This window comes from Streptomyces sp. NPDC058650, assembly GCF_042717315.1.
Classification (GTDB): Bacteria; Actinomycetota; Actinomycetes; order Streptomycetales; family Streptomycetaceae; genus Streptomyces.
The window spans coordinates 1-10,033 of sequence record NZ_JBHXRL010000040.1 but is presented as its reverse complement, the minus strand read 5'-3'; the positions used below and the strand labels follow the sequence as shown (position 1 = coordinate 10,033).

The following is a 10,033-nucleotide window of genomic DNA, read 5'->3' as shown; positions in this document are numbered from 1 at the left end:
GTGTCCGAGGGGGGACTTGAACCCCCACGCCCGATAAAGGGCACTAGCACCTCAAGCTAGCGCGTCTGCCATTCCGCCACCCGGACAAGGTGTCTTGTCTTCCGGGCCGCTGGGCCCTTCCGACGAGGAAAACAATAGCAAACATTCGAGGGGGTCGATCACCACCCCCTTTTCGGCCTCCGTCGTGTGACGGCGGCATGTCGGCCGACCGTCGCCCTTGGGCGGCGAGGGGGCCACGCGGGAGGATGGGGTCGATCACAAGGAACCACGTGGGGCACGTAGTGGGAGGAAGCAGAGTGAGCGAGTCGAACACGGCGCGGGGCGTCACCGGCGAGAACGAGGTCGTCGACCTCTGTCGCGACCTCATCCGCATCGACACCAGCAACTACGGCGACCACTCCGGCCCGGGCGAGCGGGCGGCGGCCGAGTACGTCGCCGAGAAGCTCGCGGAGGTCGGACTCGAACCGAAGATCATCGAGTCGCACAAGGGGCGGGCGTCCACCGTCGCCCGGATCGAGGGCGAGGACCCGTCCCGCCCGGCCCTGCTCATCCACGGCCACACCGACGTCGTCCCGGCCAACGCCGAGGACTGGACCCACCACCCCTTCTCGGGCGAGATCGCCGACGGCTGCGTCTGGGGCCGCGGCGCCGTCGACATGAAGGACATGGACGCGATGACCCTCGCGGTCGTCCGGGACCGGATGCGCAGCGGCCGCAAGCCCCCGCGCGACATCGTCCTCGCGTTCCTCGCCGACGAGGAGGCCGGCGGCACCTACGGCGCCCGGCACCTGGTCGACAAGCACCGGGGCCTCTTCGACGGGGTCACGGAGGCGATCGGCGAGGTCGGCGGCTTCTCCTTCACCGTCAACGAGAACCTGCGGCTCTACCTCGTGGAGACGGCCCAGAAGGGCATGCACTGGATGCGGCTGACCGTCGAGGGCACGGCCGGTCACGGCTCGATGACCAACGACGACAACGCGATCACGGAGCTCTGCGAGGCCGTGGGCCGCCTCGGCCGTCACCAGTGGCCGGTCAGGGTGACCAAGACCGTGCGGTCCTTCCTCGACGAGCTCTCGGACGCGCTGGGCACCCCGCTCGACCCCGAGGACATGGACGGCACCCTCGCCAAGCTCGGCGGCATCGCCAAGATGGTCGGCGCCACCCTGCGCAACTCGGCCGCCCCGACGATGCTCGGCGCCGGGTACAAGGTGAACGTCATCCCCGGCCAGGCCACGGCCCACGTCGACGGCCGCTTCCTGCCCGGGTACGAGCAGGAGTTCCTGGCCGACCTCGACCGGATCCTCGGCCCCCGGGTGAAGCGCGAGGACGTGCACGGCGACAAGGCCCTGGAGACCAGCTTCGACGGGGCCCTGGTCGACGCCATGCAGGTGGCGCTGCGCGCCGAGGACCCGATCGCCCGCGCCGTGCCGTACATGCTGTCCGGCGGCACCGACGCGAAGTCCTTCGACGACCTCGGCATCCGCTGCTTCGGCTTCGCGCCGCTCCAGCTGCCGCCGGAGCTCGACTTCGCCGGCATGTTCCACGGCGTCGACGAGCGCGTGCCGGTCGACGGCCTGAAGTTCGGCGTCCGCGTCCTGGACCGTTTCCTCGACGCCTGCTGAATTCGACCGCGCGTCTCGAACATGACCGGAAAGAGTGAATGAACTCGGGGGCTCGTAGCCCCCTCCATTCCCCCTCGTTACAGGTGGTGCGGTCCGCGGCTGGGATCGCATTGGCAACTAGGAGGAATAATGATCAAGAAGGTCGTCGCTGCTGCGGCTGCCACTGGCGGTCTCGTTCTCGCGGGTGCGGGCATGGCCGTTGCCGACGCGGGCGCTCAGGGTGCCGCCATCGGTTCCCCCGGCGTGCTCTCGGGCAACGTCGTCCAGGTTCCCGTTCACGTCCCGGTGAACGTGTGCGGCAACACGGTCTCCGTGATCGGTCTGCTGAACCCCGCCTTCGGCAACACCTGCGTCAACGCCTGACGTTGTGCCTCGCCCGTAAGGGTGTGAGCCGGTCCGGCCCCGGAGTGCGTGCCATGCACTCCGGGGCCGGTGGCCATTTCCGCCCCGGGTGTTCCACCCGGTGGCCCTTTTGCGAAGCCGAGAAGGCGAGAGCCGAAAAGGCAGGGAAGAAGCTATGCGACAGGTCACGCGCAAAGGTCTCATCACCGTCGCCGCCGCGGGAGGCGTTTTCGCCGCCGTCGGTGGCGGTTACGCGCACGCCGATTCCGGCGCGAGCGGTACGGCCAAGAATTCCCCGGGCGTCGCGTCCGGAAACTCCGTCCAGGTCCCGGTACACGTACCGGTGAACGCCTGCGGCAACACCGTCAACGTCGTCGGGCTGCTGAACCCGGCGATGGGCAACAAGTGCGCCAACACCTCCAAGCCGGGCAAGCCGGGCGGCGGCTCCTCCGCCGGCGGGCACACGAGCGACTCTCCCGGTGTGGGCTCCGGCAACACGGTGCAGGTGCCGGTCGACGCCCCGGTGAACGTGTGCGGCAACAGCGTCACGGGCATCGGCCTGGGCAACGCCGCCGCGGGCAACGGCTGCGGCAACGGCATCGAGCCGACGCACCCGGGCAACCCCGGGAATCCGGGTAACCCTGGGAATCCCGGCAACCCTGGGAATCCGGGTAATCCCGGCAACCCTGGGAATCCCGGTAACCCTGGGAATCCGGGGAACCCCGGTCACCCCGGGAACCCCGGCACGCCGGGTAACCCTGGGACTCCGGGCACTCCCGGTAACCCTGGTACTCCGGGAAGTGAGGGCGGCTCGCACACCCCCGGCGCGAACACGCCGGATACACACGGCCTCACGCAGCCGCGTGCCGTCGAGGAGCTCGCCGAGACCGGTTCCGGCCCGCTCGGCGTGATCGTTCCCGCGGGCGCCGGTCTGCTGCTCGCCGGTTCGCTGATCTACCGTCGCGCCCGCAGCGCGGCCTGATCCCACCGCACCACGCACGGGGGCCCCGCACACGGCGGGGCCCCTTCTCGTCACCTACCAGGTCGCCCGGATCTGGCGGATGATCCGCCGCCTCAGCCGCACTCTGCGGCTCCCGTCCCGGCGCAGGCTCAGACGGTCCAACTCCCAGTGTCCGTACTCGGCATGGTCGGTCAGCAGCCGCGTCGCCTCCTTGCGGGAGACACCGCGCGGCACGTACACGTCGACAAATTCGTATTCCGGCATCGCATCTATTGTGCGGGCACCGGCCCGCTACGGATAGCGTGCGTCCCATGTCTGATGCTGCGCAGCCCACCGCTGCCGAGGTACGCGCCGCCGCCGAGGCGGTGAAAGCCGCACTGGACCGTCACCTCGCGGCGGTCGAACGTCGCACGGGGGACGACGACACGGCCGTCTACGAGGCCTTCAACGCCCTCGCGGCGGCAGCCGAGGAGTACGACGAACTCCTCTACGACCGCTACGACGAGGTCACCCCGTTCGAGATCCCCGGCGCGGACGGAGCCCTGCCGCCCTACGCCGGACCTGACGAACCCCATGCCCTCAGCCTCCTGATCCGCCGCGACTACGCCGTGGTGGAACCGCAGCGCCTGTTCGCCCAGGCGCGGCGCGTCGCCGAACTCGACGGCGAGGAGGACACGACCGGGGCGGCGGCCAAGGCGGACGTCTCCCCCCTCGCCGCGCTCGGGGTCCTCTTCGGCGAGTACGAACCCGACGAGATCGCCTCCCGGCACAAGGAGTTCGGCCTGGAGGAGGGCGACTCCACACTCTGGGTCACCGCGGCCGAGGAGCTCCCGGAGCCGGGGGAGTGGCTCAACGCCCCCTTCGAGCACGCCGATCCGGAGCGGATCATCTGCCGCTTCGACGTCAGCTCCGTCTTCGACGAGAACGAGGACGAAGACGACGACGAGGAGGCCGGGGTCGCGGGGGGCGGGCCCGTGACCGTGGGCGACGGCTCCTGAGGAGACGGCGGAGGGCCGGAACACCGCAAGGGTGTTCCGGCCCTCCGCCGCTTCTCCCGTCCGTTCCTACTCCTCGGGCGTCGCGAGGAGCCCCACCAGGAGCGGCCTCAGCCGCGTCGTACGATCCGGCGCGACCCCCTCGGCCACCGCGCGGGCCAGCGCCTGGTCCACGCCGTGGACGACCGACAGATGGCGCTCCGCCCGGCCGAAGGCCGTGTACACCCAGGCGCGGCTCAGGCCTGCCGCGGCGTCCCCGGGCAGCACCACGACCACCGCGGGCCAGCGTGTCCCGGCCGCCTGGTGCGCGGTGAGCGCCCAGCCGTGCCGCAGCGCCGACTCCACCCGCTCCTTCGGTACGAGGAGCTCGTCGTCCCCGCTCCGCAGCCGCAGGCCCTCGGCGTCGGCCGACACGACCGTCCCCGTCACCGTCCGGCCCGGCACCGGCGCGTACGCCACCCGGTCCCCGGGGTCGTAGCCGCCGAAGCGGCCCGGGCCCGGGTTGAGCCGCTGCTTGAGCGCGGCGTTCAGCGCGCGCGTGCCCGCCGAGCCGCCGTGGCCGACCGTGACCACCTGGGTCTGCTCGGACGGTACGCCGATCGCCCGGGGCACCGAGTCCGCCACCAGTTGGACCGTACGGTGCACGGCCTCACCGGCGTCCCGTACGGGGACGATCACGACCTCCTTGCCGGGCGCCTCGACCTGGTTCAGCTCGCCGACGCCGATGCCCGACACGAGCTCACCGAGCGGCCCCGGATCGGGCACGCGCGAGGCGATCCGCGGGCACACCCGGGCGGCGAGCACGTCGGTGAAGACCCTGCCCGCGCCCGGCGCCCCCAGGACCTCGGGGTCGCCGCTCAGGACCAGCCGGCAGCCGTCCGGCAGCGACTCCACGAGCATCGCGGCCGTCTCCACGTCGAGCTGCGGCGCGTCGAGGACGGCCAGCACGTCCAGGGCTAGGGCGCCCTCCTCGTCGCGACCGGGACCGGCGGCCCCGGAGAGCAGCGCGGCGACCGTCACCGCGTCCGCCCCGGCGGCGCCGAGCGCCCGCCGCCCGCCCTCCGAGTGGACCGCGAGCAGCGCGCGCAGACCCCGCGCGCGGGCCGTCGCGACGAGCGCGACGGGTTCGGCGCGGGCCGCCTCGCCGCCCGTGTGCAGGACGAGTCCGTGCGTCCCGGCGGCGCGGTCGAGCTCGGAACCCTCCCAGGTGTCGGCGGTGGCCGTTCGGACGAGCCGGGAGAGCCCGTCCGCGAGGCTCTCCTCCGCCAGGGCGTACCGGTCGAGCCCGAGCAGCACGGGCGTGGCCGGCTCCTCGGCCTCGGCGACCTCCGCCGCCTCGGCGGCCCCGTCTGCCTCTTCGGGTTGCTCCTCGTCGGTGCCGTGCTCCTCCGCCGTCTCCTCCTGGAAGACGAGGACGGCCCCTTCGGAGACGGCCACCTCGACGGCCTTGTCCGGATCGGGCACCGAGTGCCGGGCGAGTCCGGCACACACGGCCCGGAGCTCCAGCGCGGTGTGCCCCTGGAGCGCGGCCTGCTCAAGGAGCCAGACCATCAGGGCGACGGTCCGGCGCGGGTCGTCGGGCCCGCACGCGGCGCCGAGCAGCGCCCGCGCGAAACCGTCGGCCTGCTCCGGTCGCACCCCGGGCACGGCGAGGAGCTGCCAGGGGTCCTCGCGCAGCGCCCCGGGGGCGCCCTCGCCGAGCGCGGCGGCGACCGGCCCGGCCAGCGTCTCGGGCGCGCCGCCCCGGGCCAGTACCTCCCGCACGGCCGCCGTGGTGCCCGGCACCGGAACCGGCGCCGTGTCCTGGACGGCAGGCCGCACGGTCATGGCGGGGACGGCCTCGGGGGCGGGGCGCCGGGGCGCGGGCTCCGGCGCCTCGTAGAACGCGCTGCCCGTGGCCGCGCCGCCCTCCACGGCCCGGACCGCCGCGAGGAGGTCGGCCGCCGTGCCGCTCAGCTTGGCGCCGCTCGCCACAGGGCCCTCCTTCTCGGCCTTCCGCGCCTCGATACGGGCCCGCAGCTCACGCTGCGCGGCGAGCTCGGCCTGCGCGTCGCTCAGCTCGGGCGCGTCGGAAGCCTGGGCGGCCTCGGTGCCGGCGTCGGTCCCGGCCTCGGTGCCGGCGTCCGTCCCGGCCTCGGCCTCGTCCTCGGGCGTCTCCGCGTCGGCGTCGTCCGTCCCGGCGTCGGCCTCGCCCTCGGGCGTCTCCGTGTCGGCGGTTTCGGCCGTGTCGGCGGCTCCGGTGGCCTCGGCGCCCTCTCGTACGTCCTCGGCGGGCGCCTCGACAGGCTCCACGACGGGCTCCTCGATGGGGGCCACGGCCTCGGGTGCCTCGGGCGCGGTCTCCCCGGCAGGCTCGGTCACAGGGTGCTCCAGTCGTGATCCGGATAGCGGTGCACGGGCGCCGACACATCGTCCAGCGCCCGGCAGATCTCGTCAGGAAGACTAAGGCTCTCCACCGACAACGCGGCCGTGAGCTGCCGCGCCGTGCGCGCGCCGACGATCGGCGCGGTCACTCCCGGCCGGTCGCGGACCCAGGCGAGCGCCACCTCCAGCGGGGTCGTGGCGAGCCCGTCGGCGGCGGTCGCGACCGCGTCCACGATCCGGCTCGCCGCCTCGTCCAGGTACGGCTCCACGAAGGGAGCCATGGTCTCCGACGCGCCCCGCGAGTCCGTCGGGGTCCCGCTGCGGTATTTGCCCGTCAGGACCCCGCGGCCGAGGGGCGAGGAGGGCAGCAGACCTATTCCGAGGTCCAGGGCGGCCGGCAGGACCTCGCGCTCCACGCCCCGCTGGAGCAGCGAGTACTCCAGCTGCGCGCCCGCGAGCCGGGTCCGGTCCCCGCCGAGCTGCCAGGTGCCCGCCTTCGCCAGCTGCCAGCCGCAGAAGTTCGCCACCCCCGCGTACCGCGCCCGCCCGCTCCGTACGGCGATGTCGAGGGCCTGGAGGGACTCGTCGAGGGGCGTGCACGGGTCGTAGGCGTGCAGCTGCCACAGGTCCACGTGGTCGGTGCCGAGCCGGGTGAGGGAGGCGTCGAGCGCGGCGAGCAGATGCCCGCGCGAACCGTCGGTGCGCCGGTCGGGGTCCGGCACGCTGCCCGCCTTGGTCGACAGGACGAGATCCTGCCGCGGCACCAGACGCTCCATCAGGCGCCCGAGCAGATACTCCGCCTCGCCGCCGCCGTACACGTCGGCGGTGTCCACGAGCGTGCCGCCCGCGTCCCAGAACGCCTTCAACTGCTCGGCGGCGTCGTGCTCGTCGGTGTCCCGCCCCCAGGTGAGCGTGCCGAGTCCGATGCGTGACACGCGCAGGCCGGTCCGTCCGAGATGCCTCTGCTCCATGGGCGCGAGATTACTGGCCAGGGCACCACGCGGAGAGAGCCTGTGGACAACCGGACCCTGACGGATGCCGGAGCCGCGCGCTAGAGTCCGGCCCACAGGGACGTTACCGATGGGTAAGGGGTGTGTGGCATGCGGCTCGGCATCAACCTCGGCTACTGGGGCGCCGGTATGGACGGCGACAATCTCGCCGTCGCCCAGGAGGCGGACCGCCTCGGCTACGACGTGTGCTGGGCCGCCGAGGCCTACGGGTCGGACGCCCCCACGGTCCTCGCCTGGGTCGCGGCGAAGACGGAACGGATCGACGTCGGCTCCGCGATCATGCAGATTCCGGCGCGCCAGCCCGCCATGACGGCGATGACCGCCGCCACGCTCGACTCGCTCACCGGCGGCCGGTTCCGCCTCGGCCTCGGCGTCTCCGGCCCGCAGGTCTCCGAGGGCTGGTACGGCGTGAAGTTCGACAAGCCGCTCGCCAGGACCCGTGAGTACGTCGAGATCGTCCGCAAGGCCATGACCCGCGAGCGCCTCAGCTACGAGGGCGAGCACTGGACCCTGCCGCTGCCCGACGGCCCCGGCAAGCCCATCAAGCTCACGGTCCACCCGCAGCGCGAGCACATCCCGCTCTACATCGCCGCCATCGGCCCCAAGAACCTGGAGCAGACCGGCGAGATCGCCGACGGCGCCCTGCTGATCTTCCCCTCCGTCGAGCACCTGGAGGAGACCGCGCTCCGCCACCTGCGCGCGGGCCGCGAGAAGGCCGGGCTGACCATGGACGGCTTCGACGTCTGCCCGACGCTGCCGCTAGCCCTCGGCGACGACGTGAGCGCCCTCGCCGACGTCTTCCGGCCGTACACCGCGCTCTATGTCGGCGGCATGGGCAGCCCCAAGCAGAACTTCTACAACCAGCTCGCGCAGCGCATGGGCTACGAGAAGGAGGCCGCTGAGATCCAGGACAAGTACCTGGCCGGCGACAAGGCGGGGGCCGCGGCCGCCGTGCCCCACAGCCTGATCGACCAGACGGCCCTGCTCGGTCCCGTCGAGCGGATCGCCGAGCGCATGACCGCCTACGCGGAGGCCGGGGTCACCACCCTGACCCTCGCCCCGGCCGGCTTCACGCTCGACGAGCGGCTGGCGGCCCTGCGGGCGGGCGTCGAGGCGATGGAGCACGCGGGCCTCGCGTAGGACGCCGTCCCGGCTCCGTGAGGGCGGGGGAGAGGAAGAAGGCCCGCGGGGGGTGATCCCGCGGGCCTGGCCTGCGGCCGTGGTGGGGGCTCGGGGGTCTTCCCCGCCACGGCCGTCACGCAGCACAACGGCTCCACCGGGCCACCGGTTACGCCCCCGGGCCTCACTCTTTCGGCCGAGTACTCCGGCCCTCCTGTTGCCCCTCGCCCCGGACCGCATTTGACTCGGTGGTCCGGGGGCGACGAAGTGCGGTTACGCACGGAGGTGGCGGCGATGCTCACGGCCAAGAGCCTGTTCCAGGAAATCATCGACGACGACGAGTCCTTCCGGCTCTTCTGCTCCATAGCCGCCAGCGGCGAATCCCAAGGTGGCTGGGAGAACGCGCGGATCGCCGCGCTCGTCGCCCCCGGCATGCGCGAGCTCGCGCCCAAGATCACCCGTCACGGCGCCGACGAGGACAAACACGGCCGGATCTTCAACGCCCTGCTGAAGAAGCGCGGCCTCGAACCCGTCCCCGTACCGCCCGAGACCGACTACACGGGGCTGCTCGAACAGCGAGGGATCGGCCTCGCCCACGACAAGCTCCGCCGCGACGAGCCGCTGACCGAGTCGGACATCATCGTCTACCTCGCTCACAGCCGCGTCACCGAGCAACGGGCCGCCGACCAGATGGACATGCTCGTCACGTACTTCGGGAACCATCCCGAACTGGGCAGGGCCATCCACATGATCGACAACGACGAGGCGAACCACCTCGCGTACTGCCACGAAGAGCTGCTCCGGCTGGCCCGCGAGGGCCACGGCCGGCTCATCCAGCGCACCCTGCGCGAGTCCGCGCTCGCCGAGATCCAGGTCTACCGCGACGTCAGCCTCGCCGTCATGAGCCACATGGGCCGCATCCTGAACTGGCCCAAGCCCAAGGCGGCCACCCTCGCCGCCGGGATCCGCGGCATGTACGCGTACGAGCGCCTCGCCGGCTGGCACCGGATGGTCGACCTGAGGATGCCCGAACGGCGCGACGCCCTGGGGGTCCCCCCGCCGGAGGCAGGGGGAGGGCCCGCGACCCCCGCCCCCGCCTTCTGACCTTCTGAGGGCGCGGTCCCACACCGGTCTCACAGCCAGCCGCGCCGCTTGAACAGCCGGTACAGCCCGGCGACGATCCCCGCCATCAGGACGATCAGCGCCGGGTACGACCAGATCCAGCCCAGCTCGGGCATGTGGTCGAAGTTCATGCCGTAGATCCCCGCGATCATCGTGGGGACCGCGGCCATGGCCGCCCACGCCGAGATCTTCCGCATGTCGTCGTTCTGCCGCACGCCCATCTGCGCGAGATGGGCCGAGAGCACGTCGGACAACAGCCGGTCGAGCCCCTCCACCTGCTCGTTCGAGCGCAGCAGATGGTCGTTGACGTCGCGGAAGAAGGGCTGGGCCTGCGCGTTCACGAAGGGCACCGAGCCGGCCGTCAGCCGGGGGGGGGGGGCGGGCGGCGGGCGGGGGGCCGGGCCCACCCCAATGGCGGCCGGGGGGGGCACGCGGCCGACCGTTACGCCCAGCTTTTTTGACCGCGGCCTCTGCACCCGGAGCACGACGCGCGCGGGC

General features: G+C 72.7%; 9 protein-coding genes, 1 tRNA gene and 1 pseudogene. 6 read left to right on the top strand and 5 right to left on the bottom strand.

Annotated elements, in window-relative coordinates; translation table 11 throughout:
• Window position 1: 1 nt before the first annotated feature.
• Window positions 2-86 (bottom strand) — tRNA-Leu (locus ACFWWU_RS36990).
• Between the two features lie 210 nt (window positions 87-296).
• Here ACFWWU_RS36990 and ACFWWU_RS36985 point away from each other — a divergent pair.
• From ACFWWU_RS36985 to ACFWWU_RS36975, 3 genes are all read left to right on the top strand, one after another.
• Window positions 297-1,622, top strand: a complete 1,326-nt coding sequence (locus tag ACFWWU_RS36985; RefSeq protein WP_384153528.1) for a M20/M25/M40 family metallo-hydrolase — start codon at window positions 297-299, stop codon at window positions 1,620-1,622.
• Between the two features lie 129 nt (window positions 1,623-1,751).
• Window positions 1,752-1,985 (top strand): chaplin ChpH, encoded by a 234-nt coding sequence (gene chpH, locus ACFWWU_RS36980; RefSeq protein ID WP_015032475.1) that lies wholly within the window; start codon window positions 1,752-1,754, stop codon window positions 1,983-1,985.
• Between the two features lie 154 nt (window positions 1,986-2,139).
• Window positions 2,140-2,946, top strand: a complete 807-nt coding sequence (locus ACFWWU_RS36975; protein ID WP_384153525.1) for a chaplin — start codon at window positions 2,140-2,142, stop codon at window positions 2,944-2,946.
• Between the two features lie 54 nt (window positions 2,947-3,000).
• On the opposite strand, the gene ACFWWU_RS36970 is transcribed toward ACFWWU_RS36975, so the two are convergent.
• Window positions 3,001-3,189 carry a DUF5703 family protein gene (locus ACFWWU_RS36970; protein WP_384153523.1) on the bottom strand — a complete coding sequence of 63 codons (189 nt, stop codon included), beginning with the start codon at window positions 3,187-3,189 and terminating at the stop codon, window positions 3,001-3,003.
• Between the two features lie 47 nt (window positions 3,190-3,236).
• On the opposite strand from ACFWWU_RS36970, the gene ACFWWU_RS36965 reads away from it, so the two are divergent.
• Window positions 3,237-3,923 (top strand): hypothetical protein, encoded by a 687-nt coding sequence (locus ACFWWU_RS36965; protein WP_384153520.1) that lies wholly within the window; start codon window positions 3,237-3,239, stop codon window positions 3,921-3,923.
• A gap of 66 nt (window positions 3,924-3,989) precedes the next feature.
• On the opposite strand, the gene ACFWWU_RS36960 is transcribed toward ACFWWU_RS36965, so the two are convergent.
• Window positions 3,990-6,281 (bottom strand): helix-hairpin-helix domain-containing protein, encoded by a 2,292-nt coding sequence (locus ACFWWU_RS36960; protein WP_384153517.1) that lies wholly within the window; start codon window positions 6,279-6,281, stop codon window positions 3,990-3,992.
• On the bottom strand, window positions 6,278-7,255 hold the full coding sequence (locus tag ACFWWU_RS36955) for an aldo/keto reductase (protein WP_384153514.1): 978 nt from the start codon (window positions 7,253-7,255) through the stop codon (window positions 6,278-6,280). Before ACFWWU_RS36955 ends, ACFWWU_RS36960 begins: the two co-directional genes overlap by 4 nt.
• 129 nt (window positions 7,256-7,384) lie before the next feature.
• Between ACFWWU_RS36955 and ACFWWU_RS36950 the strand changes: the two genes are divergently transcribed.
• The gene (locus ACFWWU_RS36950) at window positions 7,385-8,434 is read left to right on the top strand and encodes an LLM class F420-dependent oxidoreductase (protein WP_384153511.1); all 1,050 of its coding nucleotides are present in this window, start codon (window positions 7,385-7,387) and stop codon (window positions 8,432-8,434) included.
• A 273-nt stretch (window positions 8,435-8,707) separates the two neighbouring features.
• A complete protein-coding gene (locus ACFWWU_RS36945; protein ID WP_384153508.1) occupies window positions 8,708-9,517 on the top strand; it encodes a ferritin-like domain-containing protein in 810 nt (269 codons plus the stop codon).
• Between the two features lie 29 nt (window positions 9,518-9,546).
• Here ACFWWU_RS36945 and ACFWWU_RS36940 read toward each other — a convergent pair.
• Window positions 9,547-9,933, bottom strand: a pseudogene (locus ACFWWU_RS36940) (CorA family divalent cation transporter); the annotation flags it as partial.
• Between the last annotated feature and the right edge of the window lie 100 nt (window positions 9,934-10,033).

Excerpts from the sequence above, each read along its gene's own strand:
- chpH (WP_015032475.1), top strand. The coding sequence starts at position 1,752 with ATGATCAAGAAGGTCGTCGCTGCTGCGGCTGCCACTGGCGGTCTCGTT.
- ACFWWU_RS36975 (WP_384153525.1), top strand. The coding sequence starts at position 2,140 with ATGCGACAGGTCACGCGCAAAGGTCTCATCACCGTCGCCGCCGCGGGA.
- ACFWWU_RS36970 (WP_384153523.1), bottom strand. The coding sequence starts at position 3,189 with ATGCCGGAATACGAATTTGTCGACGTGTACGTGCCGCGCGGTGTCTCC.
- ACFWWU_RS36965 (WP_384153520.1), top strand. The coding sequence starts at position 3,237 with ATGTCTGATGCTGCGCAGCCCACCGCTGCCGAGGTACGCGCCGCCGCC.
- ACFWWU_RS36955 (WP_384153514.1), bottom strand. The coding sequence starts at position 7,255 with ATGGAGCAGAGGCATCTCGGACGGACCGGCCTGCGCGTGTCACGCATC.
- ACFWWU_RS36950 (WP_384153511.1), top strand. The coding sequence starts at position 7,385 with ATGCGGCTCGGCATCAACCTCGGCTACTGGGGCGCCGGTATGGACGGC.
- ACFWWU_RS36945 (WP_384153508.1), top strand. The coding sequence starts at position 8,708 with ATGCTCACGGCCAAGAGCCTGTTCCAGGAAATCATCGACGACGACGAG.